Origin of the sequence: Arthrobacter sp. efr-133-TYG-118 (assembly GCF_030209755.1) — a bacterium.
In the GTDB taxonomy this organism is placed as follows: Bacteria; Actinomycetota; Actinomycetes; order Actinomycetales; family Micrococcaceae; genus Arthrobacter.
This window is the reverse complement of record NZ_JARVRH010000025.1, coordinates 33,999-52,069: the sequence shown is the minus strand read 5'-3', so window position 1 is coordinate 52,069 and position 18,071 is coordinate 33,999. Positions and strand designations below refer to the sequence as shown.

Below are 18,071 nucleotides of genomic sequence, written 5' to 3'. Positions count from 1 at the left end.
TCAGGCCTCACGTCCGCCGTCGCGCCCGACGTTGCGGTGGAGGTCCCTGTCCAGGCCGTGGCCGCTGGCGAGCTGCGCGAGCAGCTCGCCAAGTTGCGTGATCTGCTCGTCTGTCAGCGGGGCCAGAAGCTCCGCTTCATGCTGCTCGGCAATTCCGCGCAGTTCCCGCAGCATGCGAATGCCGGCTTCCGTGAGGTGGAGTTCATAGTTCCGCCGGTCCGTGCTGCTGCGCACCCTCTCCACGAGGCCGCGGTCCTGCAGCGAGTCGATGAGCGAAACCACCCGGCTGGGGACAGCGCCGAGCCTGTCCGCAAGGGAACGCTGGCTCAACCCGGGGGCTCGTCCGAGCAGGCGGATGACACCTGCGTCGCTCGGCGTGAGGCCGATCTCCCGTGTGCGGTCGGCAAAGCGGGACGACGCCACGGCGCCTAGCTGCGACAAGAGAAAAGCGGTCCGTTTCGGCCGGCCCGGTGTGGCTAAGTCCATGGATTCAGAATACATGCTTGACAGAACAATTCTATAGGTGAACCATTTCAATAGTGATGCAATTACGAAGGTTCAGCACTACGAGAAAGGTTCAGCCATGAGTAGTCGTTCGATTCCCGATGAAGGCCGTCCAACCCGTTCAGGTGGCCCACACCCCGGAGTCCTTGCCCTCGTCAGCCTCGGTATTTTCCTCGCCAGCCTCATCACGTCCGCAATCCTGACAGGCGGCCAAACGTTCGTCTCGCCCTTTGCGCCGTCGGGGCAAGTGGCCGCGTTCTTCCAGCAAAACGTCGTTGCGATGCGGGTCGGCGGCATGCTCCAATTCGGCTCCGCAGTGCCATTGGGGATCTACGCCGCCACCGCCTACGCCCGGCAGCTCCGGCTCGGCGTGCGCGTTCCCGGACCGGCCATTGGCTTCTTTGGCGGCGTCAGCGCAGCCATCTTCTTGATGTTGTCGGGTTCCGTGACGTGGCTGCTGAGCCGGCCCGAAATCACCTCGGATGTGACGCTCACGCATGCATTCGCGTTCCTCGCGTTCATCACCGGCGGGGTCAGCTTCGTCGTCGGAACCGGCCTCCTCGTGGCGGGCATGGCAGTCCCGGCCCTGATCCTTGGCTTCATGCCCCGTTGGCTGGCTTGGACCGGCCTGGTCATTGCCGCACTGTCCGAGTTGAGCTTTCTTTCCATGGCGATCGAGCCCCTTCAATTCCTGCTGCCGATCGGACGCTTCGGTGGCCTTCTCTGGCTGGTTGCCGCCGGCTTCCTGCTCCCACGCAACCGGGCTGCCGCGAACCAAGAGCCCCGCGGACACGCACCCGGCGCAAGCCAAATGCGCGGCCCAAGCCGGACAACGCCATGACGACGGCGGATCCCACCCGGCCGCTGTCCGGCAAGGTCGCGCTCGTCACCGGGGCGAGCCGCGGAATCGGGGCGGAGATCGCAACCGCGCTGGCTGGCGCCGGTGCAGACGTCGTCCTCGCCTCACGTGACAGCGCGGGCTTATCCCAGCGGCTCGCAGCCATTACTTCGAACGGCGGTCAAGCGGTGGCCATCCCCGCGGATGTGGGCAATGAGGACTCGGTGAAAGCCCTGCTGGCCCAGATCCGGGACCGATTCGGCCGGCTCGACGCCGCGGTCAACAATGCCGCAGGCGGCGGGCGGGCCCCGGCGCCGCTGGCCGAGTGGGCAAGCGCCGAGTTCGACAGTGCAATCTCGGTCAACCTGCGCGGAGTGTTCCTCTGCCTGAAATACGAAATCGAGCTCATGCTGGCAAGCGGAGACGGCGGGGCGATCGTCAACATGTCCTCCACCGCCGGCGAACAAGGCGTCGCCGGCATGAGCGGCTACGTGGCGAGCAAGTTCGGCGTCGGCGGCCTGACGCGGGTGGCCGCGCTCGACTACGCCCCGCACGGGATCCGGGTCAATGCCATCGCTCCCGGCCCCATCCTCACGGAGCGGCTTGCAGGAGCGGGCCAGGCAGCCCAGGACCGCGTCGCGGCGGCCGTCCCGCTGGGCCGGATCGGTTCCACGGCCGATGTTGCTGCCGCGGCCCTATGGCTCTGCTCGGACCAATCATCGTTCGTCACCGGAACTGTTCTGGCCGTCGACGGCGGCCGGTTGGCAGGAACGCCCGCGTTCAACACCGGACTGCACAGCTGAGTCCGACCTAGCCGGAACCGTTCCAGATGCGACGCCACCACGGCCGCTTGCCCGCAAGTTCCTGGTTCACGGCTTCCTGAACCGCGGTTGCCTGGGCGGCCGCCGCCCGGCGCTCGCGCCAGCGTTCCAGCTCGACGCCGACGTCGCGGGTTTTCGTGATCACCGGCGGGCCGCCCTGGAGTTGGCGCCGCGCGTCGATGACCCGGGCGTTAAAGTCCTCGACCAAATCGCGTACCTGCTTTTCCGAGTACAGTGCATCGAGCTTTGCATCCAGTTCGGCATCCTCGGTCCGGAGCAGAATGGCCTTCGGGCCAAGGCCGCTGAGGTGCTCGCGCTGGATGAGGCCTTTGACCCACCAATCGGGATCGTAGCGCTCCCCCAGCCCGGGGATCGGCTTGCCCGCGTACTTCAGGTTGTCGAACTTCCCTTGCGCCATGGCGTCGCGGATCAGGTATTCCACCCGCGCGGCGTCGTCCACCTTCTTGCGCTTCTGCCGCTCCCCTTCCTCGGCGGCCTCAAGTTCGGCTTCTTCCTCGGCCGTCATGCCTGTCGCGCGGGCGTTCCGCAGCTCCATGGCTCGCTCCAACCGGCGCTTGAACGCACTGCTTTCGCCGTTCACGGCTAATCACCGCCTTCGCTTGCGGAAATCCTGAATCTGCATCCAAGTATTCCGCAAACGGGAGACTGCCGGGATGGCTCCCGCGACCACGACCTCTGTTCACACCCAGCACAGCTCACTAACCTGACTGGTAACGGCTAGTTCAGGAAGAGGGTCACCATGGACGAACAGGGCATTCTCCACCGCATCCAATCACTGGTGGAGGAGGAGCGGGAACTCCGGGAGAAGGCAGAGGCGGCCCCGCCGGGTCCTGCACATGCCCCTGACCGCGTGAGGCTGGAGCGCATTGAACAGGATCTGGATCAGTGCTGGGACCTGTTGCGGCAAAGGCGGGCCAAGAGGCAGTACGGGGAGAACCCGAACGAAGCCAAACCACGGCCCCCAAAACAGGTGGAGGGCTACACCGGCTGAAGCCGCAGGTGACGCAGGACGACGACGGCGGGACGCTCCCGCCGTCGTCGTCCTGCCGTTAAAGCTCCCTACAGCGCCGCCCACCGGCATTCACACAGGCTCCTGACTAGCCTCGGATACTGAGGTAGATACCTGTGTGGTCCAGCTCGCCAAGCCCCTGGGAAACCATTGTCTGAAATGCACGGCGGACACTGTTGGAAACCGGAAGATCGAGTCCAGCTTCTGCCGCGACCTCGGCAATGAAGGTCAAGTCCTTTAGCTGGTTCTTCGCAGATCCGCCGCCTTCGAAATCGGCGTCGACCCAGCGTTGGCCCTTCTGCCGCAAGACTTCGGAATTTGCCAGGCCACCGGCAAGTATTGACTGCACGTCGCCAAGATCCAGCTCGGATGCCTCGGCTAGCGCCATGGCCTCCGAGATTGCCGTTACTGTTGCGGCCACCACGATCTGGTTGCAGGCCTTGACTATGGATCCGGCGCCCGTTTCTCCGAACCGCAAAACGGTGGAACTGTAGAGCCCGAAGAGTTGCCCGAGACCCTCAACGATGTCCAAAGGCCCGCCAGCCATGATGCTCAGCCGTCCCTCTTCGGCGCCGATAGTACCGCCACTGAGCGGGGCGTCGATGACGGTTACTCCATGGACTTTCCGGCATGTCGCGGCGAACGCCGCGACGGCAACAGGCGACACCGTGCCGTGCACCACCAGGATCGGGTTTTCAATCTTGCCCGTCCTCCAACCCGCAACGAGGCCGTCGGGTCCGTCAAGCAGTCCCTCGACCTGGGGCAGATCGGGTAGCACCGTTAGGACTACCTCGCTGGCGGCTTCCGCCGGAGAGTCCACGGCACGCCCTCCCGGGATCGCCTTGGCCTTGTGAGCCGTACGGTTCCAGAGTTTCAGTGGCACGCCGGCAGCGATCAAGTTCCGGGCAATCGGGGCGCCCATCGGTCCCGTACCCAGAAGGGCCACAGAAAAAGGAACAGCAGGGGACTCAGCGTTAGTTATCTGTGCCATGGCCTAGAACGGGATCAGTCCGGCCAGGGCGGGCAGGAAGGTACTAAACCACGGCACTGCCGCGAGCACCAGAAGTCCGACGAAAAGGGCAAGCAGATACGGCCAGAAGTGTTTGAGGCTGTTTTCCACTGTCTCCCGGGCGGTGGCACACGCTACATAGAAACCGACACCGGCCGGAGGGGCGAACGAGCCTATGCCCATGGAGATGATGAGCACCATGGCGTACTGCACGGGGTTGACGCCGAAATCGGTAGCGATGGGCAGCAGCAACGGAGCGAAAATCAGCACGGCTGGGAGGCCCTCGAGCAACTGTCCCATGATGACGAGCAGGATGACGGTGAACAGCATGAAGAGGACGGGGGAATCTCCAAGGCTGGACATGAGGTCGTGGATTTGCTGCGAGACACCGGCGAGTGCAAGGGTCTGGGCGAGCGGAGAAGCGGCGGCGATGATGAAGAGCACCATGCCCGCCGTCGTCGTCGTTTCCCGCAGCGTGTCACCAAGCAGTCGCTTGCTGCCCCGGCGGTAGGCCGCGGCCAGGACGAATGCGTAGGCGACGGCGACGGAGGAAACTTCCGTCGGCGTCGCGAAACCGCTCAGGATCCCGGCGACCATGCCAACAGGCAGGAGAAGCGTGGGAAGCGCGAAGAACGTGGCCGAACCGCGTGCCCGCCAGCTTGCCTTGGGGCTGGCGACTCCGCCCTGTTTGCGTGCCCGCAGGAACACGAGCACCATGACCACGAGCGCCAGGAATGCAGCAGGCACAAAACCGGCAAGAAACAGCGTGGTGGTCGAAATTGTGGTGATGGAGCCTAGGACGAGAAGGACGATACTGGGCGGGATGGTTTCACCCATGATGGCAGACGCCGATAGTACGGCGACAACCTCGCCGCGCGGATACTTGCGCTCTTCAAGCATGCCGCGCATCGTGGTGCCAACGGCTGCGACGTCGGCAACTTTGGACCCCGATATGCCGGAGAAAATGTACATGGTCACGACCACCACTTGGAGCAGTCCCCCGCGCAGGTGCCCGATAAGGGCGTCGACGAGCTTGGCCAACGGGAGGGTGAGTCCTGCGGAGTTCATGACTGTGCCGGCAAGGATGAAGAAGGGGATCGCCAACAACACGAATCCCTTTGCGCCCGAGGCCATGCCGATCGGAATAGCGCTGACTTCGGAAATTCCTCCGAGGTAGAGATAGATCCCGGAGGCCAGGGCGAGGACGAAGGCGATAGGAAGTCCGAGGAATAGCAGGACGAACAGAATCGCGAGCACCGTGCCAAGGAGGACGTTCGGCGAGGCATAGTAAAAGAGCGGCGGAGCCAGGAGCACGACGACGACAAGCGCCGCCGCGATGCCGGCTGCCGCCAGGACGGCCCGCTTTTGCTGCCGCCTAAGCTTGACGAGCGCGAACCAGGCGATAAGGACCATGCCCAGCGAGAACGGCATGGAGACCCAGAACACCGGGAGCTGCAGGATGGGGGTCTTTTCCTCGATTTGCTGGACCAGCGTAGGAACGAAAAGCGCGAAAGCACCGGCGCTCATCACGAAGACAAGCCAGTCCACCAGCGCAGCCAGATAGGGTTTCCACGCTGCGGGGAGCCTCATGATCAGGGCCTGCACAGACATGTGGGCTCCCTTGGGATACGCTATTGCCCCACCCATGAAGGCGATCGTCAGGAGCGCTATCTCGGAGACTTCCTGGGTCCAAAGAACCGAATCGCCGGTGATCACGCGGAACGTGATATTCAGCAGGATGACGACGAGCTCGGCGAGGATCGCGGCGCCCACAATCCACTCCAAGGTCCGGTCCAGCCAAATCGCGCCGCTCCAGCCCGAAGCGACGTGACCCGAGTGCAGGATCTCTTCAGCATCGGGCGGGAGGGCCTCTTCCAGGTCCCGGGAGGTGAGGGTGTGTTCCATTGTGTCCAGACTTTCGACATTGAGAGCGGAATTGATGTGGCTTGGTGGGCATTGGGGTGGGAACCCTGGAAGGCTCCCACCCCGTGACGGATTACTTGGCGGGCGCGAAGGCGACCGCTTGGTCGAAGAAGTCTTTTCCAATGAGCTTCGAGAAGTCCGGGTACAAGCTCTTCGAGACGGCTTTGAACTCTTCGATGCTGGAAGCGCTGAGCTCGTTAGCCTTCATGCCCTTGGCGGTCAACTCGTCCAACTGCCTCTTCGCTTGATCTGTGTCGTAGGTCGTTTTGAACGAGGCAGTTTCCGTCGAAGCGTCAGTGAGCGCTTTTTGCTGGTCCGCGCTGAGTGTCGCCCATTTCTTTGACGACAAGGCGAGTACCCAGGCGTCGTTGATGTGGTTGGTCAGCGAGACATACTTCTGCACTTCCGAGAACTTATTGGTCCACGGCACCTCGATCGGATTCTCCTGGCCGTCAATGGTGCCGGTTTGCAGGCCGGTAAAGACTTCTGAGAACGCCATGGTGGTGGGGCTTGCACCGAGCTTGCCGAAGAAGTCTGTCCACAACGTGTTGCCCGGTACGCGGATCTTCAGTCCCTTGAGGTCTGACGGCTGGGTAATAGGACGAACAGAGTTGGTGATTTCACGGCCTGTCCTGGTGAGGAAGCTCAGGGCGACTGTGTCCTTCTTGGCGAGCTTGTCCTTCAGGTCTTGACCCGGTTTACCTGCCAGGAACGCGGCCTCTTCGGTGGTGTCCTTGAAGAGGTAGGGGATGCTGATCGCGTTCATTTCCGGCACCACCGAGGCGTAAACCGAGGTTGAGAGGATCAGGGCGTCCAGCGAGCCGCCCTGCAGCCGCGTGACGGCGGCGTTCTGGTCGCCGCTGAAGCTCGTGCCATTGGGAACGACGGTAACCACGACCGATCCGTTGGATGTCTTCTTTACCTGGTCCGCGAAGTGCTGCGCAGACACGCCTACGGAGGAGGTGAGCGGGTCAGGAATCGACAATTGGATCTTGGCGACCGGTGCGGCCTGGCCGCCACTGGATGCGCCGGCGGCGGCACATCCAGCAAGGGCAGTTGCAGCCAAGCTGCAGGCGAGGACTCCGGTGATGGCGCGGGTCTTGGTGTTCATGCGATGCCTTTCTTCATTGGAAGGATGCGATCCGGATGACGGAAGCAAGGAGAGACGAGTCAAACGCCCACGGGGGCGGTCTGGGCGATGAACGCTTCGGTTTCGCGGCGCAGCTCAAGCGCCTGGGAAAGCGAGTCATCAATCACGACGTCGTCCCAGCGGACAATCGCTCCCTTGGCGACGTCGTTGCGCAGTTCCACGTGGTGGGCAAGGGCCACTGGCAAGGCCCCGGTAGCCACCGAGTGCTTGGCCGAAACCAGCTTGCCCCACACCGTAAATCCGCCCTCGCCGTCGAGGAATTCGCCGGCCTTGAGATCCTTCTTTGCGGTGGCGACCACGTCTCCGAAGAAACCAATGGGCGCGCCCGTAGCAATTCCCCGAAGCGCCGCATTTGCGATCGATACGTTGAGTTCGAGGCCGACGTAGTGGTACGGGCGGTAAAGAGCTGCGTACTGGCCGGTGGGGTCCGGGTGCCAGGGATATTCGTTGAAGCAGCCGGAGACGTAAGCGTTTGTTGCCTTGACGACGACGAAGACGCCCTCCTGCGTGTTGTGGCTGATCCAACTGCCATCACGGTTCACGCTGGACATGACGTCCACGCTGCCTTCGTGCGCGAGGGACCCCCCGACGTCGATTGGCCGGCAGATTGTGGCGATCTCCTCGACGTTGCCGGGCGTAAAGCTGAGCCCGGCGTCCGACGGTTCCAGGCCCGCGCCGTTGGCGACGGCTGCCATCTCAATGGCTGCTTTCGTGCCGTCGCGGAACGAGGTGTGCATGTACGGGTTGAGCTGTCCGGAGTCCGTGAGTTCCTTCGAGAATTCCCAGTTCTCCCAAACGTTGTCCGGGTTCATCTCGTGGTAGTGCTCAAGGTACTTGGCACCCTTGCCCGCGCAGACCACGTCGAATCCGCTGGTACGCGCCCAGTCCACCAATTCCATGATGAGGGCCGGCTGGTCGCCGTAGGCCATCGAATACACGACGCCGGCGGCTTCTGCGCGCTTGGCCAGAGCCGGGCCAGCCAACGCGTCAGCTTCAACGGTCACCATGATGATGTGCTTCTTGGTTTCGATGGCCCGCAGGGCGTGCCTGATTCCCACGATCGGGTTGCCCGTGGCTTCCACGATCACGTCGATGTCCACGTCGAACAGTTCGTCCGCGTTGGCCACGATAGCCGTGGTTCGGTTCTTGAGCGCCGTGGCAATGTCGGGGGCGATCTGCTCGGCCGGCCATTCAACCAAGGCGAAGGCCCCTTCTGCGCGCTTCACGTTGATATCGGCGATGGCGACGACGTGAATCCCCGGAATGTTGTTGGCCTGGGCGAGGTACATGGTGCCGTAACGTCCCGCGCCAATGAGGCCGACCCTGATGGGACGGCCTTCCTGCTCGCGGTCGCCAAGGAGTTTGTGAAGGTTCACTGGAGTCTCTCTTCATTGGGGTGCGATGCGAAGGAAACCTGGCCGCTTGAGCGGATGGCACAACTTCTTCGTCGCATACTGGCTGAAATCAATCCGGAGTGGAACCGGTTCCACTTTTGTACCACTCGGTGCTAAGCTGTGTCAACGGCTCCGAGCCAAGCGCATCCACGAGGAGGACTGCTGGCCACATGGAGCCGAAGCATGGACTTACGCCCAATGAATTCCCCCAAGGAGGAGTGGTGAAGAAGGCTCCGACCATCCGCGATGTCGCGGCGACTGCGGGAGTATCGGTCTCAGTGGTGTCACGGGTGCTGAACCCGGACTCAGGTCCCGTTGCGCCGGCTAAACGGCAGGAAGTCCTCAGGGTCATCGATGAACTGGGGTACCGTCCGCGGGCCGCGGCCCGCGAACTGAGCGCGGGCCACGCGCTCACCATTGGACTGGTGGTCACCGACCTCTCCAACCCGTTCTTCGCACGGCTCGCGGACCGCATTGTCTGGGAGGCCCGCGGCCATGGCGTCCAGGTGGTCTTGATGACAACGCAAGAGGATCCGCACTTGGAAGCGGATTCACTGGACACCCTCCTGGACCGCTCGGTCAGCGGAGTGATAGCAACCCCAACCGGTAGAAACATCGAAAAGTGGGCGCGTCTTCAGGATCTGGGGGTAAACGTAGTGTTCGTCGACAGGACCATCGAGGAACTCGCCGACGTGGACGTTGTCAGCATCGAGAACTTTGACTCCGCCCGACGCTCCACGGAGTACCTCATCGGCCTCGGCCACACCCGGATAGCACTCGTGACGGGCCCACGCAGCACGTCGACGGGGCGGTCAAGGATCAGCGGATACCGGGCCGCCCATGAGGACGCATCCCTCGCCGTCGATCCCCTTCTCATCCGCGACGTGCCGTTTCGTGGAGACTCGGGCGGTGACGCCGTCGGCTCCCTTCTTGCCATGTCGCAGCCCCCAACCGGTCTCATCGTGGCCAACACCGCCCAGGTTCAAAGTTCGGTCCGGCGGCTGGTCCAGGGCGGGATAAAGATCCCGGAAGAGCTCTCCTTGATCGTCTTCGATGACAACCCCTGGACCGAGCTGATGTCGCCGCCGCTCAGCGTCATCCGACAGCCGCTTGACATGCTCGCAGTTCATTCCCTTGAGCTCGTCCTGGGTCGAATGCAGGGCAAATTGCCCGACGGTCCCCGCCTCATCGAGGTCAAGGCCGATTTCCTGCCCCGCAACAGCTGCGCACCACTCACCCAAACCGCTATTCACTAAGGAGAACCCATGCCCGTCGTCGTCACCGCCACATTCACACCCAAGGATGGATCGTTCGACCAGGTCGTCGCCGCCCTGTCTCCGGCCATCGCGGAAGTCCATCGGGAGCCCGGCTGCCTGCTATACGCCATCCACGACTCACCGAACGGCCAGATCCTCATGATCGAGAAGTGGGAGTCCGCCGAATTGCTCGACGCCCACGGCGACGGCGAGCCGGTCAAGAGGCTCAACGCGGCCCTTGACGGTCTCCTTGAACGCCCGGTCGACGTGATGCGCCACGAGCCGATCCCTGCGGGCACTCCGCTCCAAGGCGCGCTCTAGAAGCAAGAAAAAACACAGGACGACGACGGCGGGAGGCTCCCGCCGTCTTCGTCCTGCTTTAGGATCCGCTCTACAGCGCCGACCAGCCACCGTCGGAAGCGAGGATGGCGCCGTTGACGTTGGTGCCGTCATCGCTGAGCAGGAAGGTGATGGACGCTGCCAACTGCGCGGCAGTCGCCGGGGTGGGGACAGTGGCCTGCATCAGCGGACCGAGGCGTTCGGCGGCCAACTGGGATCCCCACACCGCCTCGATGTTCGTAATGGTTGGCCCGGGAGCAACGGCGTTGAAACGCAACCCTTTCGGCCCGTACATCACGGCCGAGTTCTTGGTCAGGCCGACCACGGCGTGCTTCGACGCCGTGTAGGTGGCACCTGCGGCGGAGCCGCGCAGCCCGGCCTCGGAGGCGACGTTGACCACGGAGCCGGCGCCAGCCTCCAGCATCAGGGGCACCACCGCGCGGGTCAAGCGCATGAGGGCTGTGACGTTGATCCGGAAGACCCGCTCCCACATGGCGTCGTCCACTTCGTGAATCGGGGCGAAGTTATCCATGATGCCGGCGATGTTGGCGAGGGCGTCCACGCGGCCGCCGGCGGCAACGACGACGGCGGCAACGGTCTCCTCGGTGGAGATGTCTCCGGCCACGGGCACGAGGTCCAGGCTTCCGTTTTCGTCCACCAAGGCGTCCAGGCGCTCCTTGCTGATGTCGGCGGCGATGACCCGCCCGCCTTCCTTCGCGACGCGCAGGGCCGTAGCCTGGCCGATGCCCGAGCCCGCCCCGGTGACGATCACTGTCTTCCCGGCAAAACGGCCAGTGATGGCGGCTTCCTGCCATGCAGTCTCGTTGCCCATGTTGTTCCTCCCGAACGTGTTCGTGGCGTTTCCTTCACTTTATGACACTACGTGTCATTATGTAAGAGTGGATACTGGAGAGATGCCCTCAGACCATACGAAGCCCGGCGTCGGGCGCTCCACCGGACGCCCGGCGACAATTGATCCGGACGCCGTGGCCGGCGTCGCGCTCCGTCTTTTTGCCGAGAACGGCTACGAACGGACATCAATGGAGGACATCGCACGCGCAGCGGGAATCGGACGGAAGAGCCTCTACCGCTACTTCCCGAACAAAGCTGACCTCGTCTGGGGTGGCATGGAACCGGTGGTGGAAGCCTCGGGACAGGTGCTGGAGAACGCTCGCGCAGCGGACCAGTCCGACGGCGACCCTTCCGACAGCGGCATCCTCGCGGGACTGCGGGCGGCCGCCATCGCCGGGGCTTCGGCGATCCCGGACCTTTCCGTCACGCGGGGGCGCCTGCGCCTGATCGCAGAGCACCCTGAGCTGGCGAGCAGAAGCTACGATGCCCTGGCCCCACAGCGGGAACGGGCGCGGCTTTACCTCGTGGCGCAAGGCGTCAGCGAAAGCGCGGCGGGCTATCTGTGCGCAGCCTATCTCGGGGCGACCTTCGAGGCCTGGATGCAGTGGGCCGCCGGCACGGATGCTGACCCAGTCCCGTATTTGGTAGAGGCCCTGCGAGTGCTGCGGGTTCCGGCCGTCCGACCCGGCGGATAACCTATGCCTGGGAGGGCAAATGACCGTTCGAAGCGCGGGAATTCTGTTGTACCGTCGGAGCTCCACGGCGGAACTGGAAGTCTGGATAGCCCACATGGGCGGCCCGTTCTGGGCCCATAAGGATGCACGCGCCTGGTCCATTCCCAAAGGTGAATACCTCGAAGACGAGGATCCCCTTGTGGCCGCCAAGCGTGAATTCGCCGAGGAGATGGGCACTCCCCCGCCGGCCGTCGAATATCACCAGCTGGGCATCTTCCGGCAACCGTCGGGCAAACTCGTGGCGGCTTTCACTGCCGAGTCGGACTTCGACCCCGTGAGAATCGTGAGCAACACCTTCGAGCTGGAATGGCCGCGAGGATCCGGCATCGTCCGGAGCTACCCGGAGATCGACGACGCAGTTTGGGCCACGGAGGCAGTCGCCCGCGCCAAACTGGTGAGCGGGCAGGTGCCGATACTTGACGCGTTGATCCGGCACCTTGGGAACCACTAGGCCTGGACGATCGACTCGATTGGCCGCGGGGAAAGTATGGGATCCGCGTGACGGTGGAGAACCTTCCACTCACCGTCTTCCCGGCGGAAGATCGTCGTCACCCGAAGGGGTATCGGGGATACCTCATCAGACCCGCCAACCTTGGCCCGTGCCCATTCGATTTCGACGATGTACGCAAGCTCCGTCCCGACGTAACCCGAGATTCGTTCGAATCTGATGGGCTCGCCCTCCCTCAGCCCGGAGGACGCCCGATCCATGGTCGCCTCGACCGCACTCGAGCCCCGGACAGGCGGGCCGAGCGGATTAGCGAGCGTGACGTCGTCGCTCTTTGAGAAGAGCTTCTTCTGCTGCTCCGGGTCTCCTTTGACGAACGCATCAAGCGCTCGATGGTATTTCTCCACCATCAGATCGAGATCGGAATCCGGCATTGGTTCCTCCAGCCTCGCTTCGCCCTGGCGCTATACGCCAGGGCCATGTTCGGCCATCGTGGCACCGCTCAACAGGGATGTCCATAGAACGAATCTCCCTGCCCCAGACCGGTCAGGAATGGAGAAGCGGCACTTTCTGGCCGCGCCTAGAATGGCGGTCATGGACAACACCGTCCACGCCAGCTTCGTCCCGCAATGACTTCAGGAGTGAACATGAGCGACTCTTCCAACGAGGGAATCAAGACCGTGCTGCATCCCGTTTCCGATCTCGCCGCGGCGAAAGCTGTGTACACGGCTTTGCTCGGCATACCGCCGCAGGCCGACGGGCCGTATTACGTCGGCTTCGACGTCGCGGGCCAGCACATCGGGCTCGTTCCGGGAGGCGGACCGCAGGCCATGACCTCGCCTGTCGCTTACTGGCACGTCTCGGACATCGAGGCGAAGCTGGCCGAGGTGACTGCCGCCGGCGCTACCCTGAAGGAAGCAGCCCGCGACGTCGGGGGTGGCCGCCTGGTGGCCACCGTGACCGACCCCGACGGCAACGTCCTCGGGCTGCTTCAGGATCCTCAATAGCCAGCCAAACGCCGACGAAGACCGCGAAGACGACCCCGCGTAAAGATGGAGACACGATGAGCACGGCCACGAGCACGGACACGCAGTCGCCTGAGCTGCACACTGCCGACACCCACGATCTGATTCGCGTGCAGGGTGCACGGGAGAACAACCTCAAGGACATCAGCATCGAGCTGCCGAAGCGCCGGCTGACGGTGTTCACGGGCGTCTCCGGTTCGGGCAAGAGCTCCCTCGTTTTCGCCACGATCGCCGCGGAGTCGCAGCGCATGATCAACGAGACGTACAGCACCTTCGTGCAAGGGTTCATGCCGACCATGGCGCGCCCGGATGTGGACCTACTCGAAGGACTGACGACGGCGATCATCGTCGACCAGGAGCGGATGGGCGCGAACACCCGCTCCACCGTCGGCACCGCCACCGATGCGAACACCATGCTGCGCATGCTCTTCAGCCGGCTTGGCCAGCCGCACATCGGATCGCCCCAAGCGTTCTCGTTCAACGTCGCTTCGGTCTCGGGCGCGGGCGCGGTCACTTTCGAGCGCGGTGGCACGACGACGAAGGAGCGGCGGAGTTTCAGCATCACCGGCGGTATGTGCCCGCGCTGCGAAGGGCGGGGCTCGGTCACCGACTTCGATCTGACCGCACTGTACGACCGCGGCAAGTCGCTCGCTGAGGGCGCGCTCACCATCCCCGGCTACAGCATGGACGGCTGGTACGGCCGCATCTTCAGCGGCTCCGGCTTCTTCGACATGGATAAGCCGATCAGCAAGTACACCAAGAAGGAACTCCACGACCTGCTCCACAAGGAGCCAACCAAGATTAAGGTCGAGGGAATCAACCTGACCTACGAGGGCCTGATTCCCAAGATCCAGAAGTCCATGCTCTCCAAGGACCCGGAGGGAATGCAGCCACATATCCGCGCCTTCGTCGAGCGGGCCATCACCTTCACGACCTGTCCCGATTGCGATGGCACCCGGCTTACCGAGGCGGCCCGCTCGTCAAAGATCAAGGGAATCAGCATCGCGGACGCGTGCTCGATGCAGATCAGCGACCTTGCCGACTGGGTGCGCGGGCTCGACGAACCGTCGGTGGCACCACTCCTCAAAGGGCTGCGGCACCTCCTTGACTCGTTCGCTGAGATCGGGCTCGGCTATCTCTCGCTTGACCGGCCGGCAGGAACGCTCTCCGGCGGTGAGGCGCAGCGCACCAAGATGATCCGGCACCTGGGCTCCTCACTCACGGACGTCACCTACGTCTTCGACGAACCCACGATCGGATTGCACCCGCACGACATCGAGCGCATGAACAAGCTGCTGCTGCAACTGCGGGACAAGGGCAACACCGTGCTCGTCGTGGAGCACAAGCCGGAAGCGATCGCGATCGCCGACCACGTGGTCGACCTCGGTCCCGGCGCGGGCACCGCCGGTGGCGAAGTGGTCTTTGAAGGCACCCTCGAAGGGCTGCGTTCCAGCGGCACCCTGACCGGGCGCCACCTTGAGGATCGCTCAACCCTCAAGAAGACGGTGCGGACATCCGGCGGCGCACTCGAGATCCGCGGAGCGAGCGAGAACAACCTGCGCGACGTCGACATCGACATTCCGCTCGGGGTCCTGGTTGTGGTCACGGGCGTCGCCGGTTCGGGGAAGAGTTCGTTGATCCACGGCTCACTGTCCAAGCGGGACGGCGTCGTTTCGATAGATCAAGGGGCTATCAAGGGCTCACGGCGGAGCAACCCCGCGACGTACACCGGGCTGCTCGAGCCCATCCGCAAGGCGTTCGCGAAGGCCAATGGCGTGAAACCGGCGCTGTTCAGCGCCAATTCCGAGGGCGCATGCCCCACCTGCAACGGCGCGGGCGTCATATACACGGATCTCGGGTTCATGGACACGGTCGCCACTCCGTGCGAGGAATGCGAAGGCAAGAGGTTCCAGGCATCGGTGCTTGAATACCGCCTCGGCGGCCGCAACATCGCGGAGGTGTTGGCGATGTCCGTGAAAGAAGCCGAGGAGTTCTTCTCCGCGGGCGAATCCAGGATCCCGGCGGCCCACGCGATCCTGCAGCGGCTCGCCGACGTCGGACTTGGCTACCTCAGCCTCGGCCAACCGCTCACCACCCTTTCCGGCGGCGAGCGGCAGCGGATCAAGCTGGCCACTCACATGGGCGAAAAGGGCGGCGTGCTCGTTCTGGACGAGCCCACCTCGGGCCTGCATCTCGCCGACGTCGAACAGCTGCTCGGCTTGCTCGACCGGCTCGTAGACTCCGGGAAGTCTGTCATCGTCATCGAGCACCACCAGGCGGTCATGGCGCATGCCGATTGGATCGTCGACCTCGGCCCGGGCGCGGGTCACGACGGCGGCCGGATCGTTTTCGAGGGCACCCCCGCCGATCTCGTCGCAGCCCGCTCCACCCTCACCGGCGAGCACCTGGCGGCTTACGTGGGCGGGTGAGCTAGCAAGACGGCGGCTCAGCTCTTGGCTGCGCCCGGTGAGTGGATGAAGAGGCTGGCGAGCGCGGTGAGAAGAAGCGACGCCGCGATGATAAAGCTGGTCTGCATACCGTGGACGAAGTTCGTGCGGTCTGCGATGAGAGCGCCGAAGACGGCGATGGCGACCGCGCCGCCCACTTGGCGGAAGGTGTTGAATACCGCGCTTGCCGTGCCCGCTTTTTCGCTCGGGACGCTCGCGAGTACGACGGCGGTGACCTGCGGCATCGCGATCGATCCTCCCGAACCCGTGAAAATCAAGAAGATACCGACGAGTAGCGGCGACCCCAGCGGCGCAGTGAGAAGCATCGCGGTGAGCCCCACCACCATGGACGTCAATCCGACGACCACCGGCACCCGCGTCCCGAAGCGGTTCGAGAGGGTTCCGCTGACGATGTTACCGACGATGCTGAACGCCGCCGAAGGAAGGAAAGTGAACCCGGCCTGAAGAGGTGTCAGCCCGAGGTGCTGTTGGAGAAAGAGACTGACCACAAAGACGGTCCCGAAGTGGCCAACCATGAACGCGAAACCGACCGAGAGCGAAATTCTCATGCCAGTGGAGCGAAACAGCTCGAGCGGCATCATCGGGTGCCGGCCGCGCGCCTGGATCAAAAGGAAAGCCGCGAGACTAACCCCTGCGAGCACCAGGCTACCGATGACGGGTACCGTGTCGAAGCCCTCGGTCCCTCCCGTAATGAGGCCGTACATCAACCCGGTCAAGGCAACGATCGCCGCGGCCTGGCCTGGCCAGTCGAACGGAGTCGGCCTTCGCGGGGACGTGGCGACGGAAGCCAGGAGTACAAGCATCGCGATGCAGACGGGAAGGTTGATCCCGAACACGAGCCGCCAGTCCAGCGTGGTGAGGAGGCCGCCGACAAGCGGGCCTACGGCTCCGGCGACTGCCCCGCCAACCGCCCAGATCCCGAGGGCATGTGCGCGACGGCGGGGATCGGGAAAGGCTTGCCGAATCAGCGCCATCGACGCCGGCAGCATGATCGATGCGGCACCTCCTTGGAGGAAGCGGGCGGCAATGAGCACTCCCGACGTCGGCGCGAGTGCGCACGCGACCGACGCCACCAGAAACAGTGCGATACCCCATCCCAGCGCCCTTTTCGCGCCGATCCGATCCGACAGGTTCCCTGCGAACAGCAACAACGCGGCGAACATCAGCGTGTAGCCGTCGATGACCCATTGCAGGCCTGCCGTTCCGCCCCCGAGTTCTTTGCCGATGCTGGTGAGCGCGACATTGACGATCAGGATGTCGAGGGTGATCAGGAAGAACCCTAGCGACGCAATGATGAGCGTGAGCCGTGCCCGGGGAGCATCGGCCATGGCTGAGGGAGGAACCGGAGCCGGAAAAGTGGTTTCGGGACGAGTCATGGTTTAAGGAAACAGCCCATGCAGAAAACAAGGGAGTCTCTGTCCTGAGGGGTACTGGCAGTGACCCCCTCAGAGGCGCCGTTACCGCGAAAGTTGAGCGCCGCCGTCGGGCACCCGCCGTCGGGCGCTTAAGCCACCAGCTCCGCGGCAGCGCTGTCCATGTGCTCGAGGATGGTCTTGCGTGCCAGGGATGCATCACCGGTCTCGATGGCCGCCACGATGTCGTGGTGACGCTCGACGCTCATGTTCTTGACGCCCTTTTCCAGTCCGGCGAACATGATGGACATCCGGATGGATCCCTCCAGCGATTCCCAGGAATGGAGCAGGGTCTCGTTGCCCGTGAGACGGCACATGGTGCGGTGGAATTCCAGATCGGACTCGATCCGTTCCTCGAGGCTTCCTTTGGCCGCGGCGGCCATGGCGTCGATGGCGGAGCGCAGCGAAGTGATCACCTGTTGGCGGTCCGGCAACTCGCAGAGCGTGCGCGCAGCAAGGGACTCCAGGGCTGCCCGCACGGAGTAGATATCGCGGATTTCCTTGGCGTCGAGATGGCGGACGGAGAGCCGGCCGCGGGGTCCTGCGGACAGCAGGCCTTCTTGCTCGAGTTGCCGCAAGGCTTCCCGGAGCGTCCCGCGGCTGATCTGGAGCATGTCCGACAGCTCGGTTTCCACCAAATGGCGCCCCGGCGCCAGCTCGCCGCTGGTGATGGCGGTGCGCAGAGCAGAGAGCGCCTGCTCACGCAGGCTTTTCTTTTCCAGTCCCAGAAGGGGTGCTGTTGCTCCGGCCATTATGTCCGTCCTCAATGTCAGTGGTCGACTGTTTACAGTCGGTGTGTTAACTGTTGATCTTACGGCAGGAGCGCGGAACCGGCCCACGCCCGCTCCGCGCTCCTGCCAACGAATTACCA

Annotated in this window: 19 protein-coding genes; 9 read left to right on the top strand and 10 right to left on the bottom strand. The window is 63.8% G+C overall.

Annotated features, from left to right (window positions below; genetic code table 11):
- Complete coding sequence (locus QRN59_RS19650; protein WP_284984143.1) at positions 1 to 486, bottom strand: MarR family winged helix-turn-helix transcriptional regulator; 486 nt, start codon at positions 484 to 486, stop codon at positions 1 to 3.
- A 97-nt stretch (positions 487 to 583) separates the two neighbouring features.
- Here QRN59_RS19650 and QRN59_RS19645 point away from each other — a divergent pair, with 97 nt between their 5' ends.
- Both QRN59_RS19645 and QRN59_RS19640 read left to right on the top strand, forming a co-directional pair.
- Complete coding sequence (locus tag QRN59_RS19645) at positions 584 to 1,345, top strand: hypothetical protein (protein ID WP_284984142.1); 762 nt, start codon at positions 584 to 586, stop codon at positions 1,343 to 1,345.
- Entirely contained in the window at positions 1,342 to 2,145 is an 804-nt protein-coding gene (locus tag QRN59_RS19640) for an SDR family NAD(P)-dependent oxidoreductase (RefSeq protein ID WP_284984141.1), read from the top strand. The genes QRN59_RS19645 and QRN59_RS19640 overlap by 4 nt, the downstream gene beginning before the upstream one ends.
- A gap of 7 nt (positions 2,146 to 2,152) precedes the next feature.
- Here QRN59_RS19640 and QRN59_RS19635 read toward each other — a convergent pair whose 3' ends face one another.
- Positions 2,153 to 2,764 (bottom strand): DnaJ family domain-containing protein, encoded by a 612-nt coding sequence (locus tag QRN59_RS19635; protein WP_284984140.1) that lies wholly within the window; start codon positions 2,762 to 2,764, stop codon positions 2,153 to 2,155.
- Positions 2,765 to 2,923: 159 nt separating this feature from the next.
- On the opposite strand from QRN59_RS19635, the gene QRN59_RS19630 reads away from it, so the two are divergent.
- Positions 2,924 to 3,175, top strand: coding sequence for a DUF2630 family protein (locus tag QRN59_RS19630; RefSeq protein WP_284984139.1), 252 nt, complete (start codon positions 2,924 to 2,926; stop codon positions 3,173 to 3,175).
- A 106-nt stretch (positions 3,176 to 3,281) separates the two neighbouring features.
- Here QRN59_RS19630 and QRN59_RS19625 read toward each other — a convergent pair whose 3' ends face one another.
- The 4 genes from QRN59_RS19625 to QRN59_RS19610 form a co-directional block, all read right to left on the bottom strand.
- Positions 3,282 to 4,184 carry an NAD(P)-dependent oxidoreductase gene (locus tag QRN59_RS19625; protein ID WP_284984138.1) on the bottom strand — a complete coding sequence of 301 codons (903 nt, stop codon included), beginning with the start codon at positions 4,182 to 4,184 and terminating at the stop codon, positions 3,282 to 3,284.
- Positions 4,185 to 4,187: 3 nt separating this feature from the next.
- A complete protein-coding gene (locus QRN59_RS19620; protein WP_284984137.1) occupies positions 4,188 to 6,107 on the bottom strand; it encodes a TRAP transporter large permease in 1,920 nt (639 codons plus the stop codon).
- A gap of 91 nt (positions 6,108 to 6,198) precedes the next feature.
- The gene (locus QRN59_RS19615; RefSeq protein ID WP_284984136.1) at positions 6,199 to 7,236 is read right to left on the bottom strand and encodes a DctP family TRAP transporter solute-binding subunit; all 1,038 of its coding nucleotides are present in this window, start codon (positions 7,234 to 7,236) and stop codon (positions 6,199 to 6,201) included.
- A 59-nt stretch (positions 7,237 to 7,295) separates the two neighbouring features.
- Complete coding sequence (locus tag QRN59_RS19610) at positions 7,296 to 8,651, bottom strand: NAD(P)H-dependent oxidoreductase (protein ID WP_284984135.1); 1,356 nt, start codon at positions 8,649 to 8,651, stop codon at positions 7,296 to 7,298.
- Positions 8,652 to 8,890: 239 nt separating this feature from the next.
- Here QRN59_RS19610 and QRN59_RS19605 point away from each other — a divergent pair, with 239 nt between their 5' ends.
- Both QRN59_RS19605 and QRN59_RS19600 read left to right on the top strand, forming a co-directional pair.
- Positions 8,891 to 9,925: a LacI family DNA-binding transcriptional regulator gene (locus tag QRN59_RS19605; RefSeq protein ID WP_284984134.1), complete on the top strand. Its 1,035-nt coding sequence runs from the start codon at positions 8,891 to 8,893 to the stop codon at positions 9,923 to 9,925.
- 9 nt (positions 9,926 to 9,934) lie between these two features.
- Complete coding sequence (locus QRN59_RS19600) at positions 9,935 to 10,246, top strand: putative quinol monooxygenase (protein WP_284984133.1); 312 nt, start codon at positions 9,935 to 9,937, stop codon at positions 10,244 to 10,246.
- A gap of 70 nt (positions 10,247 to 10,316) precedes the next feature.
- Here QRN59_RS19600 and QRN59_RS19595 read toward each other — a convergent pair whose 3' ends face one another.
- On the bottom strand, positions 10,317 to 11,096 hold the full coding sequence (locus QRN59_RS19595; RefSeq protein ID WP_284984132.1) for an SDR family NAD(P)-dependent oxidoreductase: 780 nt from the start codon (positions 11,094 to 11,096) through the stop codon (positions 10,317 to 10,319).
- 82 nt (positions 11,097 to 11,178) lie between these two features.
- Between QRN59_RS19595 and QRN59_RS19590 the strand changes: the two genes are divergently transcribed.
- A complete protein-coding gene (locus QRN59_RS19590) occupies positions 11,179 to 11,811 on the top strand; it encodes a TetR family transcriptional regulator (RefSeq protein ID WP_284984131.1) in 633 nt (210 codons plus the stop codon).
- A gap of 19 nt (positions 11,812 to 11,830) precedes the next feature.
- Positions 11,831 to 12,301: an NUDIX hydrolase gene (locus tag QRN59_RS19585; protein WP_284984130.1), complete on the top strand. Its 471-nt coding sequence runs from the start codon at positions 11,831 to 11,833 to the stop codon at positions 12,299 to 12,301.
- On the opposite strand, the gene QRN59_RS19580 is transcribed toward QRN59_RS19585, so the two are convergent.
- Positions 12,298 to 12,729, bottom strand: coding sequence for a YybH family protein (locus tag QRN59_RS19580; protein ID WP_284984129.1), 432 nt, complete (start codon positions 12,727 to 12,729; stop codon positions 12,298 to 12,300). The genes QRN59_RS19585 and QRN59_RS19580 overlap by 4 nt on opposite strands.
- A gap of 213 nt (positions 12,730 to 12,942) precedes the next feature.
- Between QRN59_RS19580 and QRN59_RS19575 the strand changes: the two genes are divergently transcribed.
- Together QRN59_RS19575 and QRN59_RS19570 are read left to right on the top strand one after the other, a co-directional pair.
- Positions 12,943 to 13,302 (top strand): VOC family protein, encoded by a 360-nt coding sequence (locus QRN59_RS19575; protein WP_284984128.1) that lies wholly within the window; start codon positions 12,943 to 12,945, stop codon positions 13,300 to 13,302.
- 56 nt (positions 13,303 to 13,358) lie between these two features.
- Entirely contained in the window at positions 13,359 to 15,749 is a 2,391-nt protein-coding gene (locus QRN59_RS19570) for an ATP-binding cassette domain-containing protein (RefSeq protein ID WP_284984127.1), read from the top strand.
- Between the two features lie 17 nt (positions 15,750 to 15,766).
- Here QRN59_RS19570 and QRN59_RS19565 read toward each other — a convergent pair whose 3' ends face one another.
- Positions 15,767 to 17,164, bottom strand: a complete 1,398-nt coding sequence (locus QRN59_RS19565; RefSeq protein ID WP_284984126.1) for an MFS transporter — start codon at positions 17,162 to 17,164, stop codon at positions 15,767 to 15,769.
- A gap of 128 nt (positions 17,165 to 17,292) precedes the next feature.
- Complete coding sequence (locus tag QRN59_RS19560) at positions 17,293 to 17,952, bottom strand: GntR family transcriptional regulator (protein ID WP_284984125.1); 660 nt, start codon at positions 17,950 to 17,952, stop codon at positions 17,293 to 17,295.
- Positions 17,953 to 18,071: the final 119 nt, after the last annotated feature.

Excerpts from the sequence above, each read along its gene's own strand:
- QRN59_RS19650 (WP_284984143.1), bottom strand. The coding sequence starts at position 486 with ATGGACTTAGCCACACCGGGCCGGCCGAAACGGACCGCTTTTCTCTTG.
- QRN59_RS19645 (WP_284984142.1), top strand. The coding sequence starts at position 584 with ATGAGTAGTCGTTCGATTCCCGATGAAGGCCGTCCAACCCGTTCAGGT.
- QRN59_RS19640 (WP_284984141.1), top strand. The coding sequence starts at position 1,342 with ATGACGACGGCGGATCCCACCCGGCCGCTGTCCGGCAAGGTCGCGCTC.
- QRN59_RS19630 (WP_284984139.1), top strand. The coding sequence starts at position 2,924 with ATGGACGAACAGGGCATTCTCCACCGCATCCAATCACTGGTGGAGGAG.
- QRN59_RS19625 (WP_284984138.1), bottom strand. The coding sequence starts at position 4,184 with ATGGCACAGATAACTAACGCTGAGTCCCCTGCTGTTCCTTTTTCTGTG.
- QRN59_RS19620 (WP_284984137.1), bottom strand. The coding sequence starts at position 6,107 with ATGGAACACACCCTCACCTCCCGGGACCTGGAAGAGGCCCTCCCGCCC.
- QRN59_RS19615 (WP_284984136.1), bottom strand. The coding sequence starts at position 7,236 with ATGAACACCAAGACCCGCGCCATCACCGGAGTCCTCGCCTGCAGCTTG.
- QRN59_RS19600 (WP_284984133.1), top strand. The coding sequence starts at position 9,935 with ATGCCCGTCGTCGTCACCGCCACATTCACACCCAAGGATGGATCGTTC.
- QRN59_RS19595 (WP_284984132.1), bottom strand. The coding sequence starts at position 11,096 with ATGGGCAACGAGACTGCATGGCAGGAAGCCGCCATCACTGGCCGTTTT.
- QRN59_RS19590 (WP_284984131.1), top strand. The coding sequence starts at position 11,179 with ATGCCCTCAGACCATACGAAGCCCGGCGTCGGGCGCTCCACCGGACGC.
- QRN59_RS19585 (WP_284984130.1), top strand. The coding sequence starts at position 11,831 with ATGACCGTTCGAAGCGCGGGAATTCTGTTGTACCGTCGGAGCTCCACG.
- QRN59_RS19580 (WP_284984129.1), bottom strand. The coding sequence starts at position 12,729 with ATGCCGGATTCCGATCTCGATCTGATGGTGGAGAAATACCATCGAGCG.
- QRN59_RS19575 (WP_284984128.1), top strand. The coding sequence starts at position 12,943 with ATGAGCGACTCTTCCAACGAGGGAATCAAGACCGTGCTGCATCCCGTT.
- QRN59_RS19570 (WP_284984127.1), top strand. The coding sequence starts at position 13,359 with ATGAGCACGGCCACGAGCACGGACACGCAGTCGCCTGAGCTGCACACT.
- QRN59_RS19565 (WP_284984126.1), bottom strand. The coding sequence starts at position 17,164 with ATGACTCGTCCCGAAACCACTTTTCCGGCTCCGGTTCCTCCCTCAGCC.
- QRN59_RS19560 (WP_284984125.1), bottom strand. The coding sequence starts at position 17,952 with ATGGCCGGAGCAACAGCACCCCTTCTGGGACTGGAAAAGAAAAGCCTG.